The sequence below is a fragment of the Stenotrophomonas maltophilia group sp. Smal32 genome, from assembly GCF_030237085.1.
Taxonomy (GTDB): Bacteria; Pseudomonadota; Gammaproteobacteria; order Xanthomonadales; family Xanthomonadaceae; genus Stenotrophomonas; species Stenotrophomonas maltophilia_Q.
In genome coordinates this window covers 81,575-102,508 of the sequence record NZ_JASJSI010000003.1, presented here as the reverse complement: position 1 = coordinate 102,508, position 20,934 = coordinate 81,575, and the positions used below count along the sequence as shown (strand labels likewise).

General features: G+C 64.9%; 21 protein-coding genes and 1 riboswitch. Of the genes, 13 read left to right on the top strand and 8 right to left on the bottom strand.

What is annotated here, in order from left to right; translation table 11 throughout:
* Positions 1–53: 53 nt before the first annotated feature.
* From QRO91_RS01440 to pnuC, 7 genes are all read left to right on the top strand, one after another.
* Entirely contained in the window at positions 54–692 is a 639-nt protein-coding gene (locus QRO91_RS01440; RefSeq protein ID WP_285310199.1) for a response regulator transcription factor, read from the top strand.
* Between the two features lie 378 nt (positions 693–1,070).
* Positions 1,071–1,841, top strand: coding sequence for a hypothetical protein (locus tag QRO91_RS01435; protein WP_049429813.1), 771 nt, complete (start codon positions 1,071–1,073; stop codon positions 1,839–1,841).
* Between the two features lie 111 nt (positions 1,842–1,952).
* Positions 1,953–3,941, top strand: coding sequence for a peptidoglycan-binding protein (locus QRO91_RS01430; protein ID WP_049429872.1), 1,989 nt, complete (start codon positions 1,953–1,955; stop codon positions 3,939–3,941).
* 246 nt (positions 3,942–4,187) lie between these two features.
* Positions 4,188–4,595, top strand: a complete 408-nt coding sequence (locus tag QRO91_RS01425) for a glycine zipper 2TM domain-containing protein (protein WP_049429814.1) — start codon at positions 4,188–4,190, stop codon at positions 4,593–4,595.
* Between the two features lie 128 nt (positions 4,596–4,723).
* A complete protein-coding gene (locus QRO91_RS01420) occupies positions 4,724–5,848 on the top strand; it encodes a phosphotransferase enzyme family protein (protein WP_197650220.1) in 1,125 nt (374 codons plus the stop codon).
* A 43-nt stretch (positions 5,849–5,891) separates the two neighbouring features.
* Positions 5,892–5,987: riboswitch (TPP riboswitch) on the top strand.
* 70 nt (positions 5,988–6,057) lie between these two features.
* Positions 6,058–8,247: a TonB-dependent siderophore receptor gene (locus QRO91_RS01415; RefSeq protein ID WP_197650221.1), complete on the top strand. Its 2,190-nt coding sequence runs from the start codon at positions 6,058–6,060 to the stop codon at positions 8,245–8,247.
* 8 nt (positions 8,248–8,255) lie between these two features.
* The gene (pnuC, locus tag QRO91_RS01410) at positions 8,256–8,828 is read left to right on the top strand and encodes a nicotinamide riboside transporter PnuC (RefSeq protein ID WP_197650222.1); all 573 of its coding nucleotides are present in this window, start codon (positions 8,256–8,258) and stop codon (positions 8,826–8,828) included.
* 102 nt (positions 8,829–8,930) lie between these two features.
* Here the strand turns inward: pnuC and QRO91_RS01405 are convergent, their stop codons facing one another.
* From QRO91_RS01405 to QRO91_RS01385, 5 genes are all read right to left on the bottom strand, one after another.
* Positions 8,931–9,347, bottom strand: a complete 417-nt coding sequence (locus tag QRO91_RS01405) for a hypothetical protein (RefSeq protein ID WP_404830220.1) — start codon at positions 9,345–9,347, stop codon at positions 8,931–8,933.
* A gap of 86 nt (positions 9,348–9,433) precedes the next feature.
* Complete coding sequence (locus QRO91_RS01400) at positions 9,434–10,408, bottom strand: Dyp-type peroxidase (protein ID WP_197650223.1); 975 nt, start codon at positions 10,406–10,408, stop codon at positions 9,434–9,436.
* Between the two features lie 121 nt (positions 10,409–10,529).
* Positions 10,530–10,898, bottom strand: a complete 369-nt coding sequence (locus QRO91_RS01395; protein WP_010487140.1) for a VOC family protein — start codon at positions 10,896–10,898, stop codon at positions 10,530–10,532.
* Between the two features lie 68 nt (positions 10,899–10,966).
* On the bottom strand, positions 10,967–11,734 hold the full coding sequence (locus tag QRO91_RS01390) for a DUF6597 domain-containing transcriptional factor (RefSeq protein WP_197650224.1): 768 nt from the start codon (positions 11,732–11,734) through the stop codon (positions 10,967–10,969).
* 121 nt (positions 11,735–11,855) lie between these two features.
* On the bottom strand, positions 11,856–12,431 hold the full coding sequence (locus QRO91_RS01385) for an Ax21 family protein (protein WP_004153562.1): 576 nt from the start codon (positions 12,429–12,431) through the stop codon (positions 11,856–11,858).
* A 731-nt stretch (positions 12,432–13,162) separates the two neighbouring features.
* Here QRO91_RS01385 and QRO91_RS01380 point away from each other — a divergent pair.
* Positions 13,163–13,786, top strand: a complete 624-nt coding sequence (locus tag QRO91_RS01380; RefSeq protein WP_005420833.1) for a tyrosine-type recombinase/integrase — start codon at positions 13,163–13,165, stop codon at positions 13,784–13,786.
* A gap of 203 nt (positions 13,787–13,989) precedes the next feature.
* Here QRO91_RS01380 and QRO91_RS01375 read toward each other — a convergent pair whose 3' ends face one another.
* Positions 13,990–14,283, bottom strand: a complete 294-nt coding sequence (locus tag QRO91_RS01375; RefSeq protein ID WP_021202108.1) for a metalloregulator ArsR/SmtB family transcription factor — start codon at positions 14,281–14,283, stop codon at positions 13,990–13,992.
* A gap of 243 nt (positions 14,284–14,526) precedes the next feature.
* Between QRO91_RS01375 and QRO91_RS01370 the strand changes: the two genes are divergently transcribed.
* The 5 genes from QRO91_RS01370 to QRO91_RS01350 are packed head-to-tail and all read left to right on the top strand — an operon-like array spanning position 14,527 to position 17,475.
* Positions 14,527–15,396 (top strand): MBL fold metallo-hydrolase, encoded by an 870-nt coding sequence (locus QRO91_RS01370; RefSeq protein ID WP_031269345.1) that lies wholly within the window; start codon positions 14,527–14,529, stop codon positions 15,394–15,396.
* Positions 15,393–15,833, top strand: coding sequence for a YeeE/YedE family protein (locus QRO91_RS01365; RefSeq protein WP_005420838.1), 441 nt, complete (start codon positions 15,393–15,395; stop codon positions 15,831–15,833). Before QRO91_RS01370 ends, QRO91_RS01365 begins: the two co-directional genes overlap by 4 nt.
* Positions 15,830–16,261, top strand: coding sequence for a DUF6691 family protein (locus QRO91_RS01360; protein WP_005420840.1), 432 nt, complete (start codon positions 15,830–15,832; stop codon positions 16,259–16,261). Before QRO91_RS01365 ends, QRO91_RS01360 begins: the two co-directional genes overlap by 4 nt.
* Positions 16,258–16,695 carry a TIGR01244 family sulfur transferase gene (locus tag QRO91_RS01355; RefSeq protein ID WP_005420843.1) on the top strand — a complete coding sequence of 146 codons (438 nt, stop codon included), beginning with the start codon at positions 16,258–16,260 and terminating at the stop codon, positions 16,693–16,695. The genes QRO91_RS01360 and QRO91_RS01355 overlap by 4 nt, the downstream gene beginning before the upstream one ends.
* An 18-nt stretch (positions 16,696–16,713) precedes the next feature.
* Positions 16,714–17,475 carry a sulfite exporter TauE/SafE family protein gene (locus tag QRO91_RS01350; protein ID WP_005420845.1) on the top strand — a complete coding sequence of 254 codons (762 nt, stop codon included), beginning with the start codon at positions 16,714–16,716 and terminating at the stop codon, positions 17,473–17,475.
* A gap of 72 nt (positions 17,476–17,547) precedes the next feature.
* Here the strand turns inward: QRO91_RS01350 and QRO91_RS01345 are convergent, their stop codons facing one another.
* Both QRO91_RS01345 and QRO91_RS01340 read right to left on the bottom strand, forming a co-directional pair.
* Complete coding sequence (locus QRO91_RS01345) at positions 17,548–18,819, bottom strand: DUF2254 domain-containing protein (protein ID WP_005420848.1); 1,272 nt, start codon at positions 18,817–18,819, stop codon at positions 17,548–17,550.
* A 122-nt stretch (positions 18,820–18,941) separates the two neighbouring features.
* Positions 18,942–20,921 carry a choline BCCT transporter BetT gene (locus tag QRO91_RS01340; protein WP_021202110.1) on the bottom strand — a complete coding sequence of 660 codons (1,980 nt, stop codon included), beginning with the start codon at positions 20,919–20,921 and terminating at the stop codon, positions 18,942–18,944.
* Positions 20,922–20,934: the final 13 nt, after the last annotated feature.

The window sequence follows — 20,934 nt, the reverse complement described above, 5'->3', positions numbered from 1 at the left end:
CTGACAGGGCCGCGATGGTCGCGGTCCGGCTTGCCCGGTGGCCATACTAGAGCATGAGCTTGCGCATCATCATCGCAGACGACCACCCGGTGGTCCGTATCGGTACCCGCGCCGTCATCGAGTCGAGCGGGGTCGGCCGCGTGGTCGGCGAGGCCGACAGCGCGCAGGCGCTGATGGCCCTGCTCGGAAGCCAACCCTGCGACCTGCTGGTGACCGACTACTCCATGCCGGGCAGCCCACAGGCAGACGGCTTCGCCATGATCGGCATGATCCGCCGCCGCTACCCCGACCTGCCGGTGCTGATGCTCAGCGTCTCCAACAACCTGGCGATCCTGCGCATGGTGCTCGACAGCGGTGTGCTCGGTCTGGTCGACAAGAGCTCGTCGATGGACGAACTGCCGCAGGCCATCCAGGCGGTCTACCGGGGCCAGCCCTACATCAGCCGCAGCCTGCGTGAGCGGGTCGAGGCTGCGGGCAGCTGGCGCATGCGCGAGGGTGATGGCAAGCCCCTGTCACCGCGCGAAGTGGAAGTGCTGCGGCTGCTCGGCACCGGCATGACGGTGAAGGAAATCTCGCTGCAGCTGCACAAGAGCGTCAGCACCATCAGCCGGCAGAAGGGCGACGCCATGCTCAAGCTGGGCCTGAGGGGCGACGCCGAACTGTTCGACTACCTGCGCGACGGCAAGATCTGAGAACCAGATCACACTGTAGGGGCCTCTGTCACCGCCCTCTTTGACCGGCCGCCATTCTGTGCCAAGATGATCCGGCATGGGTTTTCAATGCGAGGTCGAAGGAATCGACCGGCTCATGTCCTCGCTCCCGTCCCTGGTGGATGGGGTGCGGTTTCCTGCCGGCCGTCTGGCCCGGCAACGCTGACCATGGAGAGGCGCATGCATCACCCCCCCGAGCTACGTTGGACCCTGCCGTTGCGGCCCCTGCGCGCATTCGCGGCGTGCCTGCTCGTCTCTCTTTCCGCTGCCGCCTGCAGCGCCGCCGATCCGGCCCCCTCGTCCTCCCAGCCTGGTGCCCCCGTGCAGGCTGCCGATGCGCCCCGACAGGATGTTGCCCCGATGCAGAACACCTCTCCCGACACCGCCGTCACCCCGCCCGACGCGCCGACCGTGATGTACTTCACCTACCAGGTGGACGGTGATGGCGCGACCTCCTACGAGGTACAGAACGGCAGCGTGGCGACCTTCTGGTTCGGCCACACTTTCACCCTCGACGGCACCACGTATTACACGGGTTTCTCCTGGGATACCCGCGAGCACTACGGCAAGCCGGGCGAGCAGTCACCGGCCGGCCCGGATGACCGCGCCAACCTCGCCGAGGCCACCTTCGTGCTGGCCGGCAGCGATGCGAACAAGCCCTGGAAGTTCCGTGGCCAGGAATGGACCATCGGCGCACTGGGCGCCTACGACAAGGCCGACGACGTCGATACACGGCGCAAGCCGCTTGAACACCGCACCGCCGACGGCCGCCTGCTGCTGGCGGTGCCAACCAGCAGCTTCGACCGTGGCATCAGCAGCACCGGCTACGCGCTGCTGCTGTTCAACCCCAAGCGCAGCGAAGACGACGTGGACAGCAAGGTCTGGCGCTATGTCGGCTCGGTGCGCACCGGCGAGGACAACAGTGCCGCCTGCGACGAGGGCAACGTGATGCCCTGCACCGACAGCGATGGCGAGCTGGCGTTCGCTGCCGACGGCAATGGCCTGCCGCGACTGACCGTGACCTTCAAGGGCACCACCATCGACGCCCCGGGCAAGACCCGTGCGCTGGCTGCCGGCGACGCCGTGCACTACACCTTCGACAGCGCGACCCAGCAGTACGTCGCGCCCTGATTGCCACCCGCACACGCGGGTTACCTGTTGACCGACATGTTCTTGACTCATGGATGAGTCCGGTTGGCGATTCGCGGCACGCGCCGCTCCATCAACCCCGAGGAAGACGTCATGGCACAGCATGACTACAGCAGAAAGGAAGTCCTGGACATCGTCGAGCAGGTCGCCCGGCACAAGGGCATTCCCGTCGATGATTTCATGCGCTTTGCGCACATCGAGACCGGCGGCACGTTCAACGAGCGCGCCCACAACACCTCGTCCGGCGCCAAGGGCCTGTTCCAGTTCGTGCCCGGCTCCGCGCGCCAGTATCACCTGACCGGCCACGAGTTCGACCCGACCCGCAACACCGAAGCGGCCGCACAGATGTACCAGGACAACCTGGACTCGATGGCACGCCGCAACGAACGCACTGGCCACCCGTACCTGTCCGGTGGCAGTACGCCGACCGGGCTGGACCTGTACCTGGCCCACCAGCAGGGCAGCGCCGGCTATGGCTCGGTGCAGACCGCAATCGCCACCGGAACCTTCGGCGTGGTGCGCAACGGCCATGGTGAAGAGATCAACATGCGCCGCAACGTGCTCAACCAGATCGGCTCCGATGCCAAAGCGCTCACCGGCCACACCCTGGCCGAGATGCGCGGCATGAACGATGGCGACCTGGCGCGCACCTTCTCCAGCTACTACATCCACAAGTACGCGGCGATCAGCATTCCGGAAAAGAACATCGCGCCGCAGACGGTGGCGTCGGGCCAGGGCCAGGCCCAGACCCCGGCAGCGGCCAGCGCCGCCGTGGCGGCCGGTGCTGCCACGCTGGCGGCGACCGCAACCGCTGCTGCCGCGCCGAAGCCGGGCATCGAACTGCAGGCGGCCTACGAGGCCGGCGTGAAGTACGACCACGTCAAGTACGCCATCAACATCCCGGGCCACGCGCTGTACGTACCGGGCAAGACCGGCAAGAACGTGGAGCAGGGCTACATCGACTGTTCCGGCTGGGTCGGCACGCTGCAGAACCGCACCATGGACGAGATCAACCAGAAGGCCGGGCATGCGGTGTTCAGCAAGGCCGATCGCATCGACCTGGGCAACCTGGGCTCCGGCGGCATCGTGCGCAAGGCATTCGACCAGTCCGGCGTGCTGCTTGACCGCGACGCGATCCTGAAGCCCGATGCGCTGAAGGAAGGCATGATCATCGGCCTGGATACGGCCAGGACCCGTCACGAGCATTGGAACGGCATCGACCACATCGTGATGGTGGTGCGCGACCCCAACACCGACAAGCTGCTGATCAGCCAGTCCACCGGCAGCAAGGGCGTGCACACCATGCCGGTGGAGGACTACCTCAAGCAGGTGAAGGAGCACCCGAACTGGAAGCTGTACGCCTCCGATCCGCTGTCCAAGGCGCGCGACCTGCTGGAAAACCGCACCCAGTCGCATGAGCAGACCCAGGGCAAGCCTGCCGCCGAGCACAAGGCCGCTGCCACGCCGCACGCCGAACTGTACAAGCAGGGCGCGCACAGCGAGGGCGTGCGCAAGGTGCAGGAGCAGCTGGGCCACCTCGGCTACGTCGGTGCCGACGGCAAGCCGCTGGTCGAGGATGGCCGCTTCGGCCGCAACACCGACGCGGCGGTGCGCCAGCTGCAGAAGGACAACGGCCTGGTGGCCGACGGCATTGTCGGGGTGAAGACGCTGGAGGCCATCAAGGAAGCCCGCGAACGGCCGTTGCTGAACGACGAGCGGCACCCGCGCAATCCATTGTTCATCCAGGCCAGCAAGGGTCTGGAACTGATGCCGGCAGGCACCTTCAAGGATCGCCATGCGCTGGAAAGCGCCGCTGCGGCCCTGACCAAGGAGGCGCATGCCGCCGGCCTGCAGCGCATCGACACGGTGGTGCCGAGCCCGAACGGTGAGCGCCTGTTTGCCGTGCAGGGCACGATCGGTGACCCCGCCGCCAGCCGCGTGGCGGTGGATACCCGTGCCGCCAGCGAGCAGAGCCTGGCGCTCAGCAGCGGTGCCGTGCAGGGCGCGCCGAACGTGCTGCACCAGCAGCAGGATGCCCAGCAGGAGCAGGCCCGGCAGGCACAGAAGGCGATGGGCGTCTAAGCCCGCAGCGCCTTGGGAGAGAAGGGAGGGCCACGTCCGCGTGGCCCTTTCCCTTTCTGCCAGCTGAGCGGCCGCAGCCGCTTTCAGCCTTGCTTCATGCCGCCTGCCGCTAGATGAATGCGCAAGCCGACCGGTGGACCAGGCAATGTTCCGGCAATGTTGGAACGCCAGCGTGGACACCACGGCAGCCGGGGCGCCCCGCGCCCTCCCTGCCCAGCGTGGCATGCACCTCACAGGAGAACGAACATGCTCAGTACTTCCACACTCAGCTTCCGTGGTCTGGCGATGGCGCTGGCACTGGTTGCCGGTGTCGCCGTGGTCAGCGATGCCAGCGCGATGTCGAGGAAGGACAAGCGCACCCTGGTCGGCGCCGTGGTCGGTGGCGTGGCCGGCAACCTGCTCTCCAACGGCGATCCTGCGGCCACCGTCGGTGGTGCCGTGGCCGGCGGCGCGATCGGCAACCTGACCACCTCCGACCGCCGCGACCGTCGCTATTACGACAATCGCTATTACGACAACCGCTACGACCGCCGCTACGATCGTGGCTATTACCGCAGCGGCTATTACGACCGTGGTGACGACCATCGCTGGCAGCGCGAGCGCTACTACGACAACCGCTACTACCACGACCGCGGCCGCCATCGCGGCTGGTAAGCGGCGCGGCGGCATCATCGCAGGTGATGCACGGACGGGCGGGTCGATGACCCGCCCGTTTGCGTTGGCCGTGGTCATGGCGTTGAATGCGCAGCCTTGGATGTGATTTTTCCCACTCGGGCTGCGGCATGACGTCTTCCTCCCACCGCGTGCAGGGCCTCAACAACGACGAGGTCGCTGCCGACTGGCCACCCATCAGCGCCGCGGACATCGCGTGGCTGGGTGCGCGCTACCCGCAGCTGGGCGAGCACAGCCAGGCCCGCTGGCACAGCCCGCGACCACTGTCGGCCGCCGCCATCGTCGACGGCGTGGACGGCGCGGTGTTCGTCAAGCGCCATCACCACAGCGTGCGCAGCGCGGCCTGCCTGGAAGAAGAACATCGCTTCATCGCCCGTCTCGCCGCAGGGGGCGTACCGGTGGTGCAGGTGCTGGCGGCGACCGATGGCCGCACGGCCGTTGAACACGGCGAATGGACCTTTGAACTGCATGCCGTCGGCGTGGGCGAAGACGTCTACCGCGACGCCGTGTCGTGGTCGCTGCTGACCGATGTCGCGCAGGCACGCGAGGCGGGCCGCATGCTGGCCACGCTGCACCGCGCCGCCGCCCGCTACCACGCGCCCCAACGCAGTACCCACCTGCTGGTCGCGCGCGACGATCTGATCCGCGCCGACGATCCGATCGCGGCAATCAAGTCAGGGCTGCACGAACGCCCCGGCCTGGCACGTTACCTCGCACGCATCCCATGGGAGGCGCAGCTGCAGCGCGACGTGCTGCCGTGGCACGCCGGCCTGGCCGCGCGCCTGCGCGACGAGCCGCGGCTGTGGGCGCACAACGACTGGCATGTGTCCAACCTGCTGTGGCGCGACGGGCAGGTCAGCACCGTGCTGGATTTCGGCCTGGCCTCGCCCACCAGCGCGCTGTTCGACCTCGCCACCGCGATCGAGCGCAACGCGGTGGCGTGGCTGGAACTCGAGCGCGGCATGGAGGCGGTGCGCATCGATATCGCGCTGGCCCTGCTCGACGGCTACCGCCAGGTACTGCCGCTGTCTGCGGCACGCGTGCACCTGCTGGCCGACCTGCTGCCGATGGTCCATTTCGACTTCGCACTGTCCGAAGTGGAGTACTTCGAAGGCATCACCGGCTCCACCGCGAACGCGGACGTGGCGTGGCAGCCCTTCATGCTGGGGCACCCGGCATGGTTCCACAGCGCGCCGGGACAGGCACTGCTGCAGGCCCTGCACGCGGCAGCCTGAAGGGCGCCGGCTCGCAAATCCGTACCATTTGTAGTGAAATGGCCACCTGAAGCGGGGGTGCCTGGATCTGCCAGGCTGAGAGAGTCCCTTGGAACCTGATCCGGTTTGCACCGGCGTAGGGAGCTTTGAGCCGCAGCCACACCCCCGTCATGGGCCGGTGCACCTGCGCGCCGTCGCTTCGTCTCCCTTGTTGTCCGAAGACGAACCGAATGAACAGCTGCCTGCGCCCCACCCTGCTTTCCCTCGCCCTCTGCGCCGCGCTGCCATTGCACGCCAGCGAGGCCGATGCGTCCCCCGATGCGGCTGCCACCGGCGCCGAACGCTCGCCGACCGAACTGGCAGCGGTGCGCGTGCAGGCCGGCAGACCGAAGACCGATACTTCGCGCGTGAATGCCTTCGGTGGCGGCAGCTGGAAGGACACGCCGGCGTCGGTGAACGTGCTTGAGCGCGACTACCTCGATCGCCGCCAGGTGCGTTCGCTGTCCGAGCTGGCCAGCAACGATGCCTCGCTGGGTGATGCGTATGCGCCGGTGGGTTACTACCAGAACGTCGCCATCCGTGGCTTCGCACTGGACCCCGCCACCGGCTACCGCTTCAACGGACTGTCCATCGCCGGCGAACAGCGCCTGGCGCTGGAGAACGTGCAGTCGGTGGAGATCCTCAAGGGTGAAGCCGGCCTGGCCGCAGGCGTGATGGCGCCCGGCGGCATCATCAACTACATCGGCAAGCGCCCGGCCGAAGTGCGCACCGCCACGCTCGGTACCGATTCGGAAGGCTCGCGCTACGTCGCCGTCGATGTCGGCCACTGGATCACCCCGCGTTTCGGTCTTCGCCTGAATGCCGCCTGGGACTCCAGCAATTCCTATGTCGAGCACGCCGATGGCCGTCGCAACTTCTACTCGCTGGCGGCCGACTGGCTGATCGGCGAGCGCGGCAAGCTGGAAGTGGATGCCAACTACCAGACCAGCTCGCAGCGTTCGGTGTCCGGCTACCAGCTGCTGGGCGCACGCGACCTGCCGCGCGGCGTCGACCGCGAGCACCTGCTCGGCTACCAGCCGTGGCAGCGCCCGGTGGATATCGCCAGCACCAACATCACCGCCCTGCACACCTACGATTTCAACGACGCCTGGCAGTCGCGCGTCTCGGTCGGCCACAGCCGCTCGGTGATCGACGACAACGTCGCCTTCGCCTACGGCTGCTACTACGCCGTGCAATGCGCCGATGGCAGCGTGCCAGGCAACTACTTCGCACCCAACGGCGACTACGACATCTACGACTACCGCAGCCCGGACGACACCCGACGCAACCAGCAGGCCCGTGCCGAGCTGCGCGGTCGCTTCGAGACCGGCAGCGTCGGCCACCAGCTGACCGTCGGCGCCGACTACTTCCGCCGCACCGTGGACAAGCGCCCCAGCGTCAACGAGTACGTCGGCACCAGCAACATCCACGAAACGCCGGTGCCAGTGTTCGAGCCGTCGCCGAAGATGCCAGGCCCGTCCGCACGCCGCCTGGACAGCCGCCAGACCGCGTTCTTCGCGCTGGACCGGATGAGCTTCGGTGATGACTGGCAGTGGCTGGCCGGTGGCCGCTTCGTGCGCCTGGACGAGCGCGCCTACGACAAGCGCGGCACCCCGCAGCGCCACAGCCGCCTGTCGCGCTTCCTGCCACAGACCGCCGTGGTATGGAAGGCCACCGACCAGCTCAACGCCTACGCCAGCTACGTGCGTGGCATTTCGTTGGGCCAGGAAGCGCCGTTCTGGACCAGCAATGCCGACACCTTCCTGCCGTCGGTGCAGTCGCGGCAGCTGGAAGTGGGCGTGAAGTACGTGCCGGTCGAGGCGCTGACCCTGGGCGCGGCGGTGTTCCGAATTTCGCAGCCGTACCAGTACGCCAAGCCCGACAACAGCGACGTGGGCTACACCTTCGTCGAGGAAGGCACCCAGACCCACACCGGCCTGGAGCTGACCGCCAACGGCCAGCTGACGGACGCATTGCAGATCGTGGCCAGTGCAAGCCTGCTGCAGGCGCGTGCTCGCGATACCGGCACGCCCACCTATGAAGGCCATCAGCTGGTGAACGTACCGAAGGTTCGGGCCAGTGTGCACCTGGCCTATGCGCTGCCCTTCGTGCAGGGTCTGGACGTGACCGGTGGCTGGCGCTATGCCGGTGCCAAGGTGGCCCGCGCCGACGGCGGCGTGCGTGCACCGGACTACTCGGTGTTCGATGCCGGCCTGCGTTTCCAGCATCGCCTGCACGACCGTGCAGTAACCTGGAACCTGTCGGTGGACAACGTGTTCAACCGCTTCTACTGGCGTGATACCGGCAGCAGCGGCGGTGACTACTACCTGTTCCCCGGCGCGCCTCGACAGGCCCGCCTGTCGGTGACGTTCGCGCTGTGAGCGGCGTGATGCTCGAGTGGACCGCCGCCCTTTGCAGCATCCTCGGTGTCTGGCTGATGGCCCGGCGCCGGCTGGCGGCGTGGCCGGTGGGCCTGCTGTCGGTGACGCTGTACGGGCTGGTGTTCGCCGAGGCCAAGCTGTACTCGGACACCCTGCTGCAGGTCGCCTTCGGTGGCTTCCTGGTCTACGGCTGGCTCAACTGGCGGCAGCATGCCGTCGATGAGGGCAGCATCCGCATCGTGCCGCTGGCGCGCGGCAAGCTGCTGCGCGACCTGGCCATCGGCCTGTGTGGTGGCGTGGCGCTGGGAGCCGGCATGCACACCTTCACCGACGCCGCGCTGCCGTGGCTGGACGCGATGCTGACCACACTGAGCCTGGTTGGCCAGTGGTGGCAGGCGCGACGCCACGTGGCCTGCTGGTGGGTGTGGATCGGGGTGGACGTGGTCTACGTGGGCGCGTACCTGTTCAAGTCGCTGCACGTGACTGCCGCGCTGTACGTGTTCTTCCTGGGCCTGGCCGTGTTCGGCCTGCGTGCATGGAGCGCGGCCGCACGCGAACCGCAGGTGGCGCCGGTTCGTTGATGCGGATGGCCGGGCTGGGCACCGGTAGTCGCCAACCTTGGTTGGCGCGTGCGTGCCGACCAAGGTCGGCATCTACCCAGCACATTCACGCATGGCGTGGATCTACTGGGTAAGCAGCAGGCCCAGCCGCAGCGGCTGGCGCATGTCCGCCGGCGGGGCTGCCTGCAACGGCGCGGCCTGCAGCGTCGCGCGCAGGTCTGCGTCGACCTGGGCATCACCCAGGCTGTCGAACTCCAGCTTCGAGATGCGGCCGTCCGCCGCAATCCACAGGCTCACCGGCAGCGGCGTGGGTGTATCCGGGTGTGCACGCAACCACTCCACCACGCGCTGCGCCTGCGGGTCCTGCTCCTGCTGCAGGCGCTGCTGCAGCTGGCCCCCCACGGTGGCGGCATAGGCCATCCAGTGCGCAGGGGCCTCCTGCGCGGAAACGCTGGCACTCCCCAGTGCCAACGCGCCGAACAACGCAGCCAGCGGCCGCCACCAGCGCCGCGCGCCGGTCCCGTTCCCAGTCCTGACCATCGCCAGCCTCCTGCACTCCCATCCAGCGCGCCATGGTCGGCGCCATAGATGACAGGCAGATGGCGGGCCGTGATGGCCCGGCGCGATCAGTCGCCAAGGTCGGCCAGCACCTTGCGAGAAGGCGCAAAGAAGGTCACGCCGGTAGTGGCGGTGGAGAAGTCGAGGATGCGGTCGTGCAGCGGCGCGGGATTGCCGATGAACATGCGCTCGAGCATCTTCTCGATCACCCACAGGCGGCGCGTGTAACCGATGAAGTAGGTGCCGTACTCGCCACGGCCCGGGTTGGCGAACGGCATGTTGTCGCGCAGGATCTCGTGCTCGCCGTCGGCGTCTTCAATGGTGCACAAGGTCTTGTGCGACTTCTGCGCATCCGCCGGTGCGTCATCCAACTCGATGTTGTCGTGCTTGGTGCGGCCGATGATCGCTTCCTGCGCCTCGGTCTTCTGAGCGCGCCACGCATCGAGGTTGTGCAGGTACTTCTGCACCACCACGTAACTGCCGCCGGCATGCTCCGGGTCTTCGTCACCCACGATCGTGGCTTCCGGCAACGACAGCCCTTCCGGATTGGCGGTGCCGTCGACGAAATCGAGCAGGTCGCGGCCATCGAAATAGCGGAAACCGGCTACGTCATCGACCGCTTCCACCGCATCGCCGAAGGCCATCAGCAGGTTGCGCTCGAACGCCACGATCAGATCCATGGTGCGTGCGCGGATGTGATACAGCAGGTCACCCGGCGTGGAAACAGCGGTATGGGTCGCGCCCTTGATCTCGCGGAAGGGCTTGAGCTCGCGCGGTGGCGTGGTGCCCACCAGCGGCTTCCACACGCGGTGACCAATGGCCACGTTGCAGGTAAAGGTGCGCTCGATCTCGCGGATGGCGGTGTTCTTGATCAGGTCATCGGTGCTGGCCAGCACCTCGCGCGCCTTGGCGATCGACGCTTCGTCACCCTTCACCTTCAGCACCAGGAACGCCGCCGAATGGGTCAGCGGCGCAGTGATCTGCTGCGGCTCGTTGTCGAGCGTGTGGTTGAGGGCGGTGATCGGTGCGGGCTGGGAGTTCACGGCGGTTCCTGCTGGCTTGAGGCGGGCGCATCGCGTGGCGATGTGCGGGCGATCATAGCGGAACCACCTGACCGGGGACGGAGCGGTTCTCGTTCCGTCCACCAGCGAAGGTACGAAGACCTCAATCCACATCACTCCAGACCGCCAACTCGTAGCCATCCAGATCGCGGAACTGGAAGCGGCGGCCACCAGGAAACGCGAACACCGCCTGCACCACCTCGCCCCCAGCGGCAGTCACACGCTGCTGTGCATCGGCCAGGTCCGCGCAGTAGAGGATCACCAGCGGCCCGCCGTGGGCACGCACCGGCGCGTCGGCCACGAAGCCGCCTTTCAGGCGGCCATCGTCGAACTCGGTGTAGGCCGGCCCGTAGTCGGTGAAGTGCCAACCGAACACCTCGCCGTAGAAGCGTTTGCTGCGGGCGATGTCGGCGACGTTGAATTCGATGTTGTCGATGCGGCGTTCGGCATCGTGAGGTGCGACGTGGCTCATGGCGTGGCTCCGTGGTGGGAGCCCCAGCTTCAATCAACGTGGCATCGCGGTCTTGAACGAAACGGCCATCATTGGCCCCATTCCAGGCGCAGCTCGCGTGCTGTCATGCTGGCAAGCTCACGTGCCTCGCGGCTGAGATGGGCCTGGTCGGCATAGCCGGCCTCGGCGGCCAGCATCGCCAGCGAGTGCTGCGGCAGCGCACGGCTGTGGCGAAGAAAACGTTGCAGGCGCAGGATCCGCTCCAGCGTCTTGGCGCCGTAGCCGAACTGCGACTGGCTGAAGCGCCGCAGGCTGCGCGGACTCAGGCTCAGGCGTGCCGCCAGCGCATCCAGCGTGGCGTCACCAATGGCGAGCGCCTGGAACAGGACATGTGCCCGCTGCGCCGGGGTATCGAGCGCGGACGCACCCATATGCTGTTGCAGGCAGTGCGCCATCCGCTGCAGGCGCTGTGCAGGCGTGGTGTCACCAATGGAGGCCGCCGCCTTGCTCGCCCACGCGCCCTTCAGATCGGCCAGTGGCACGGCCTGGCCGATGATCTCGGCCAAGGGCAGGCCCAGCGCGGCCAATGCCTGGCCGGGACGGAAGCGTGCCCCCAGCACCTGCGCACCGGGTGCCAGCGCCGGGTGCGCGGCCACGCGATCCGGGCCGACCACGAACAACGCACCGTCGCGCCAGAGGATATCCACGCAACCATCGGGCAGTACGGTGATGTGCCCATCGGCATCGGCAGGAAGCTGGCTCTGCCACAGCTGACCAAAGTGGCCGCGCAGCGGCGCAGGCGCCGGATGCTCCTGGTAGGCCGTGCCAGTACCTGCGAGGGGGGAAGGGTCGCCCATGCCGCATTGTGGCGCCACAGGGCCCATAAAAGTGAAGCCCGGCGCGAGGCCGGGCTTCGGTTGGCGTGTGGGAGAGAGAGAGTCACACGCCAGAACAACACGCACTAACGACAGGCGTTTGTTACCAGGTGAAGCGCGGGCCCACGAACCACTCGCGGTCGCCGGCCTTGGCCAGCTTCACTTCGCCACTCAAGCCCCAGTTCTGGTTGAACTTGGCGGTGGCGCCCACGCGGCCGTAGAACTCGCCGTCCGGGTTGTAGCCGTGCTTCTTGCTGAAATCTTCGTAGCCGGCCATCACGTAGCCTTCCACGTACGGGTTGAACGCGGTGCGCACGCCCACTTCGGTGGAGTAGCCGTTGAAGTCCAGGCCACGCTTTTCGTCGTACTTCTGGTACGCAACACGGGCCACCAGGTCGGTGTTCGGTGCGATGCCGTAGTTGTAGCCGACACCCAGGCGCCACTGGTCGACGTCATTCTTGAACTTGTCGGTCTCCTGCGCGCTGTAGTCGCCGAAGATGTGGAAGTTCGGGTGCACCGCCACGGAACCCTTCACCTTCCAGCCATCGGCGTCGCCGCCCTTGGCATCGGTGTTCACGTAGCCGCCTTCAACGTAGTTGTACGACAGGCCATCGGTCGCCGATGCAGCGAACGGCAGAGCAGCCAGAAGACCCAGGGCGAGCAGCGAATTCTTGTTCATCGGGACACACCTTTAATTATTTTGGTTTCGTCGACCGCCTCCCGGGAGGGGGAGAGAGAGGAGGTGGTCGACAGGTGTGAATTATCCGTTAGGGGGTCTAATCGACCCTGAATATTGAACTGACTGGTGTATAAATAAGGCTCCCGTTCAGGGAACTCCAACTGCGGTGCGTACTAGACGGGCAACCATAGGTTTGCGCTTTTGCTGAACCTATGGTTGCGCAAGAGCTGGAAACCTATGGTTGCAGTGGTTCAGGGGCAGAGCTGACGTCCGCGGCTCCTTGGCTCTAGCCAACGGCCAAGGAGGCAAGCACCGCCCTGACGTCGGTCCAAACTTGTCGGTCCTTAACAAGTAAGGAGACCCTTTAGGTGCCCTACGAAGGTTCGCGGCCTTGGAAGTCGAACGAAGCATGCCGTTGGCGTTAGCGACTCAGGACCAGTAGTGCTCGACATCGCCAGATGTTTCGTCCGCCACGGGCCGTACGCTGTCGCCCTCGCCCCTGTTGAATCTCACGGCTGCTTCATGCCAGAAGCTGGCATCGCTAGCCGTGGCGTCCAGAGATTTCGAGGCAGTGTCGAGCATCTATCTCTCCGGTGGACTGCTAGAGACAGCGTTTCTCTAAGACAGATGCCTCCCGGAAGCCGCCGGGCAAGGCGTCCGCTTCCGGTCGCATCACGCCTTGCTTCTAGGCTCGGGCGAAGCCTGACCACCCCCTTCAACAGGAGTAGGTCATGGCAATTATTCACACACACCAGCCCCACGAGCCCTGGAACAAGGGAAAGCTGATCGGTCAGAAGGCGCCGCTCAAGCTGAAAGATATCTGGGCCATCCGGATCAGACTTCAGCTTGGCCACAAGGTTCGAGATCTAGCCCTATTCAATCTGGCAATTGACTCCAAGCTCCGCGCCTGCGACTTGGTGAAACTCCGGGTGTCCGATGTATCTCACGGCAGGCAGATGGCTTCGCGAGCTATGGTGATGCAACAGAAGACCGGTCGCCCTGTCCAGTTCGAAATTACCCAATCGACTCGCGAGGCTGTACAGGCCTGGATCACTCATGCTGACCTGAAGGCCTCGGACTTCCTGTTCGCGACCCACGGGTCGGACTCGCCCCAGCTTTCGACGAGACAGTACGCCAGGATTGTCCACCGCTGGGTTGAGGAAGCTGGTCTCGAGTCGGGTTCCTATGGCACGCACACGATGCGCAGGACAAAAGCTTCGTTGATCTACCGCAGGACGCGAAACCTCAGGGCTGTCCAGCTATTGCTTGGGCACACGAAGCTCGAGAGCACCGTGCGTTACCTAGGCATCGAGGTCGATGATGCCTTAGAGATTGCCGAGCAGACTGATGTCTGAGTCCATAAGGGTCGCTCCTTGCCCATCGAAGGTCGAGGAGCGGCCATAAGCAGACATCCACCCCATCCCTGATAAACATCCCTAGGCCGCAGCAGACCTCGAGCCTGCTGCGGTCAATTGGTTTTGGGGCAGACTACGCCGATGGCCTAAATTCCCCTAGGTCAGTGAGTCTAGCCCGTCCCTTCTAGACGCCTTAGGCCACTTCAAGTTGATGTATCGTCCGCACAGAAGATCCCATGCATCGCGCCCAGCAGTGCTGCAACGCGCGGGTCTGCCATGCGGTAGACGATCGACCGCGATTCCCGTCGGGTCGCTACAAGCTTTCGTTGGCGGAGTTCGGCCAGTTGCTGGGAGAGCGCCGGCTGTCGGATGCCGGTGGCGTCCTCCAGTCCGCTCACCGTCATTTCACCTTGCGCGAGCTGGCACAGCAGCAACAGGCGGGAGGGAGTGGCCATGAAGCGCAGCAACTCGGCCACTTCGGGCACGCGCTCCTTCATCGTGGCTAGGTCTGACGGGCTGAATGGGGGGCTGGTCACGGGTAAGGGCAACTTGGCCGGGTGATGTGATGCAAACACCATGGGGAAGGCGCCCAGTCTAGCATGCTTCTATAGTTGCACACCTTATGTAACTATGTAATGATTAAGCAGCCAATCCCCCCGGAGCCAGTCGTGAACCAATCCGTAGCGGTAGACGCCCCCTTGGAGCAGGCTGTCCGCGTCGTCAACGATGCCCGTGCCGGCCTGCTCCCCTCGCCTCATGTAAAGACCTTCTTCGATCCTGCCACTTTCACTGCCAGTCACGTCGTACGCGATCCATCTTCTTCAGCGTGCGCCATCATCGACAGCGTCCTTGACTTCGACATGGCCGCAGCCCGCACCTCCACTGCCTCCGCATCGGCGTTGGTGGACTACGTGCGGGCCGAGCGCCTACAGGTGCAATGGTTGCTGGAAACCCACGCGCATGCCGACCACCTGTCCGCGGCTCCATGGCTGCAGGAGCAGGTGGGAGGCGCGCTGGCTATTGGCGAACACATCACCGCAGTCCAGGAAACCTTCGGCAAGGTCTTCAACGCCGGCACTGCATTCAAGCGGGATGGCAGCCAGTTCGATCGCCTGTTCGCCGACGGTGCCTCCTTCCGCATCGGTAATCTGCACGCGATGTCGCTGCACGTGCCAGGCCATACCCCGGCTTGTCTGGCGTACGTGATCGGCGACGCCGTATTTCCTGGAGACACGCTGTTCATGCCGGACTACGGCACCGCCCGATGCGACTTTCCAGGTGGCTCGGCGCGCCAGTTGTATCGCTCGATCCAGCGCCTGCTGTCCCTGCCCGACGCCGCCCGCGTATTCCTGTGCCATGACTACAAAGCCACCGGCCGGGACCATTTCGCATGGGAAACAACCATCGGTGCCGAAAGGACAACAAACATGCATGTGCACGAGGGCGTGAGTGAAGCCATGTTCGTGGAACTGCGGGAGGCTCGTGATGCCACGCTTCCGATGCCACGGCTGATCCTGCCGTCAGTGCAGGTCAACATGTGCGCCGGCCATCTGCCCGAACCCGAAGAAAACGGCGTGCGCTACCTCAAGCTGCCGGTGGACCTGCTATGACGCTCTCTCATCTGGCCTGGTATTGGCCGCTCGCTGGCGGTGCGATGATCGGAACAGCGGCCGGAGCCTATCTACTCCTTCTCGGGCGCGTTGCTGGCATCTCGGGTCTGCTTGCCAGGACACTGGGCATGCCGGGTGACGGCGGACGCAGCAGTGCTGCCCTGTTCCTGGCGGGACTTGCCCTGGCGTCAGGCTTGGCAATGGTGGCCAGGCCCATACCCCTGCCGGCGCTCTCCGCAAACGGAGCAGTGGTATTGGTGATTGCCGGACTGCTGGTGGGTTACGGAACTCGCCTTGGCGCTGGCTGTACCAGTGGGCACGGTGTCTGCGGACTAGGCCGGGCATCGCCGCGTTCGGTGGTGGCGACCTGCGTGTTCATGCTCGTGGGCATGGCCACGGCAACCCTGGTACAGATTGCGACCGGAGGCCCGGCATGATCCGTCTTGCCGCGTTCCTGTGCGGCGCACTCTTCGGATTGGGCCTGGTCGTATCCGATATGGCCAACCCAGCCCGCGTGCTTGCTTTCCTGGATGTGAGCGACGCCTGGGACCCCTCCCTGGCGCTGGTCATGCTGGGCGCACTGATTCCTTCCGGCGCAGCCTACCTGTGGATACGCGCCCGAGGAACACCACTGCTTGCCGCATCGCTGCACATTCCCACCCTTCGCATCATCGATCGGCGCCTGGTCATCGGTGCGGCGATATTCGGCCTGGGTTGGGGACTGGCCGGAGTGTGTCCCGGCCCGGCCATCGCGTTGCTGGGAACCGGCCAGCCCTTCGCGATCATCTTTGCCACGGCAATGATCGCTGGCGTGCTCCTGCATGGCCTCATTCATCGCCCCACCGCAACTACGGGACAACCATGAACCTCAAGCCACTCTCTGCCAGCCTCAAGGTGTCCGGTCAGCTCCTGCCAAAGGACATTGAAGCCCTGAAGGAGCAGGCCTTTGCGAGCGTGATCTGCAACCGGCCCGACGACGAACAGCCGGAGCAGCCCAGTCACCATGCGCTGCAGGCTGCCTGCGACCAGGCGGGCATGCAGTTTGCCTATCTTCCGGTAGTGCCTGGTGTTATTACCGATGATCAGGTGCATACCTTTGCCAAGTTGATCGACGCGCTGCCACGCCCTGTTGTCGCGTACTGCAGAACCGGCACCCGTGCTGCGATGCTGTGGGCGCTGTCGGAAGTCGTTCACAATGGAGCGGCATTTGCTGACGTCCTGTCTGTTGCTTCGGACGCAGGCTACGACCTTTCCTCCATCGCAACACGGCTGCAGCAAGGTCCGGCGTCCGCCGACTGACATATGGAAACGCTATCTATGCTGCAGTGGGTGCTGGGCGGCCTGTCTGGCGTCCTGGTCGGCTTCGTCCTTGGCGTGGTTGGTGGGGGCGGATCCATCCTTGCGGTACCACTGATGCTCTACGTGGTCGGGGTGGAAGATCCGCATGTGGCTATCGGCACCAGCGCCCTGGCAGTGGCGGTCAATGCGGTGTCGAATCTGGTGATGCATGCCCGTAAAGGGAATGTTCGCTGGCCCTGTGCCTCGGTCTTCGCCTTGGCGGGGATCGCGGGCGCCTACCTGGGTTCCAGCTTGGGCAAGGCGTTCGACGGCAAGAGACTGCTGGCTCTGTTTGCTGTGGTCATGGTCATTGTCGGCATCGCCATGCTTCGCAGGCGCAACACGCTTGGCTTCGCGGACGCTCGGCTCGGCAGGCGCAATGCACCCGCACTGATTGGGCTGGGCGCCACTGCCGGTGGGCTTTCTGGCTTCTTTGGCATTGGCGGAGGTTTCCTCATCGTGCCCGCACTTGTGGCCGCGACGGGAATGCCGATCATTGCCGCAGTCGGAAGCTCGCTCCTCGCCGTCGCCGCATTCGGCATGACCACCGCACTGAACTACGCGCATGCAGGCCTGATCAACTGGAAGCTCGCGGCAGTGTTCGTCGTTGCCGGGATGGCTGGCGGTACTGCAGGAGCAGCAATTTCGACGAAGCTTGCCAACTATCGTGGAGCTCTGAACACGGTATTTGCAGTACTGATCTTCATTACTGCCGCATACATGCTGTGGAAGGTGAGCTGACCGGATGTGCTCCAGACCACAGCCGAGCACTGATAGCCAGCGCAGCGCTTCAAAGGCTTTGATAGGAAGACACTACGAACGGTGGTCCACATCTTCCAGAGTCAAATAAGATGCGACGGCTCGAAGCGCCTCGCGATCAGCTTCGAAATCCATGGCCAATAGGCCGCGCTCCAACGCGATGCGGGCATGCGCCTGTGATGCGACTCTTGTCGCTTCATTCGAGGACCCTGCCAACGCTGCGAAGGCCTTCTGCAGCCGGATACTGACCTCCAGGGACGCGGCGGCATCCCTGGCAATCGGAGTGAACGCGTCCTCAAACATGTCGCGTACGTCGAGACACTGCACGTGCACGCGCGGATACAGCACCTCGCCTGTCGCAGCGTCCCCTGCGTGGCTGGACCATGCACAGAGCAGCCTGACACATGTCCCGATGACGTCGATGCAGGTCCCAGGGTCGTTCACCGCAGGTGACATGGCTCGCTGGGCAATTTCCGCAAGCACGACCAGCCCGAACCGTGGGTCATTTTCGATGGAGCGCGCGTCGCTAAAGGAAATGGCTGAGATCACTTCACTCTGTACTTCAGGAAGTAGATTTCCCTCGATGGCTATCAACGGACGGGTTGGGGTTGCGAACGTACCCGGCTGGCAGAGCAGATGAACGCGTAGATCATGTTCCTGCGCAATGGCGTTGATCCGCCCGACATCCACGTGTTCAACGTAGGCCACCTGATCGCCGACCAGCTGCACCGCCCCCTCTCCTACCCGAACCGCACTGGCTCCGCCGAGCGAAGGCTCCTCGGCGCGGCGCTTCATTGCCACTTGGGTCGCCCGCTCCACCAGATCGATGGTTTCGCCGACGCGGCCAAAGCGTGAGAACTGCTCGATAGCCCGGAGCAACGTCACTGTGATGACGATGATGACCGCGATGGTTGCCCCGAACAGTACAAGCCGGCCGCTATCTCCGTAGATGCCGGTGCTGAGCGCGATGAGGCCCACGATCGAGAACAGGAAGGCACCAATGAAGGTGGCCAGCGCACCTTGGGCCCGGGTGTCTTCGATCAGCAGGCGGGCCGCGCGCGGGGTGGCGCTGTTGGACGCGGACCCGTATGCCGAGACCATGGTGGACAGCGAGAAGGTGGTTACCGTCAGCATCGACGCGGCAAGAATGCCAAGAATATTGCCGACGGAATCTGCGCCGATCCGTGCGGCAAGGCCGACGGGAATGAGGAACTTCAGGAACGCGCCCGCCAACGCCGTGATGATGCCTAGGGCGCCATACAGGGTCGAGCGGAACCACATCCGCTTTGTAACTTTGCTGGCTGCAAGCCTCAATCTGGTGAGCATGGGCTACTTCCTGGGAAGTTCGACCATCAATAGCACGGCCGGGCGCCGAGGCCACGTCAACGCAGGGTCATGCCCGACCCAAGGCAGATGCCGCTACTCCGGGCGGCATCTGTGTGCAGATTCTACGAGCGCACCTTGTCCAGGAACTGACGGTGGCGCTCGTATTGATCGAGCACATCGTGGATGAGTTGAACCTTGGTCCATCCCATGACGTCGTAGTCCTGCCCGCCCTCCCGCAGATAGACCTCCGCACGGTAATGACGGGTACCCTCGCTGACCGGCCGACGGGGATCCTGCAGGGCGAACGTCGGCGGCTCATAGGGCTGGGGCCGTACCGAGTAGAAGAAGTCCATCTCCTCGCCATGGCCAACCTGCAGCCACGCACGACCATCCTCCCCCTTGGAGACTTGGACCGGCAGATCCTGCTTGCGCAGCTCAGCCGCAACCTCTTCCAATGCTGGGATGACACGCTGCTCGATGAAGCCGGTCACCTCGATCTTCAACGGATTGTGCGCCAGCAGGCGCAGGCGCGCCCGCCAATCCTCGCTGGTACCCGGCAAGATACGTGCCTCGCGCAGGATCGAGCGCTTGGTTGCATCCAGATGCATGGCCTTCAGCAGTCCCCAGCACATCAGGATCATGACGATCGTAAATGGCAACGCACTGGCAATGGTGGCCGCCTGCAATGATTCCAAGCCGCCGGCCACCAGCAGGGCAATCGCAAGGCCGCCGACCAGCAGCGCCCAGAAGATCCGCTGCCAGACCGGCGATTCCTCCTCACCCTTCGAGGTAAGCATGTCGATTACCAGGGCACCGGAGTCCGCTGAGGTTACGAAGAACAGCGCAACCAGGATGACCGCCAGCGAAGAGGTCAGCATGGTCAGCGGCAGGTGCTCCAGGAACTCGAAGAGCGCCATCGAGCTGTCGGTTGAGACCGCCTGCACCAACTGCTGGATGCCCTCCGCCCGCACCATGTGCAACGCGGTGTTGCCGTAGATGGTCATCCAGAGGAATGTGAAGCCAAGCGGCACAAGCAACACCCCCACCACGAACTCACGGACGGTGCGTCCACGTGAGATGCGCGCGATGAACATGCCAACGAAGGGCGACCAGGCAATCCACCAGCCCCAGTAGAACAGCGTCCAGCCACCCAGCCAACCCGTGGGTTCGTAGGCATAAAGGTTGAAGGTCATCGAGAACAGCTGGGAAACGTACATGCCGGTGTTCTGCACCAGTGCCTGCATCAGGTGCACGGTGGGTCCACAGACCAGCACGAAGGCCAGCAACGCTGCCGCCAGGATCATGTTGAGCTCGGACAGCCTGCGTACGCCGCTGTCCAGGCCAGCCACGACCGAGCCGGTCGCCACCAGTGTGATGACGGTGATCAAGCCAACCTGGACGAGCGTACTGACCTCCAGGCCGAACAGGTAGTTCAGGCCGGCGTTGATCTGCATGACGCCCAGCCCCAGCGAGGTGGCCAGGCCGAAGATGGTACCCAGCGCGGCGAACGTGTCTACAGCATGCCCCAACGGGCCGTGGATACGATCGCCGATGAGCGGATACAGTGCGGATCGGACACGCAGCGGGAGATTGTGCCGGTAGGCAAAGTACGCCAGCGACAGCGCCACCACTGCGTAGATCGCCCATGCGTGGATGCCCCAGTGGAAGAAGGTGATGCGCATGGCCTGGCGGGCAGCTGCGGCCGACTCGGGCGAGCCGACCGGCGGCGTGGCGTAGTGCATGATGGGCTCAGCAACGCCGAAGAACATCAGACCGATGCCCATGCCGGCAGCGAACAACATGGCGAACCAGGAGCCGTAGCTGTAGTCCGGCGTACTGTGGTCAGGGCCGAGTTTGATGCGGCCGTAACTGCTGATGGCGACGCCGACGACGAAGACCAGGAAGCCGGCCACCGCAAGGATGGTGAACCAGCCTGCATCATTGGCAGCCCATGACTTGGCCGCGGTGAACCACCGCGTGGCTCTATCGGGCACGATGGCAGCAAGCGCCAGCAGCGCGATGACGATGGCTGCCGTGGGAATGAACACCTGCGGAAGAATCCGCTGGCGAACGGGGGGATGTTGCGGAGCCGTGCTCTGCATGGATACCTCCGTG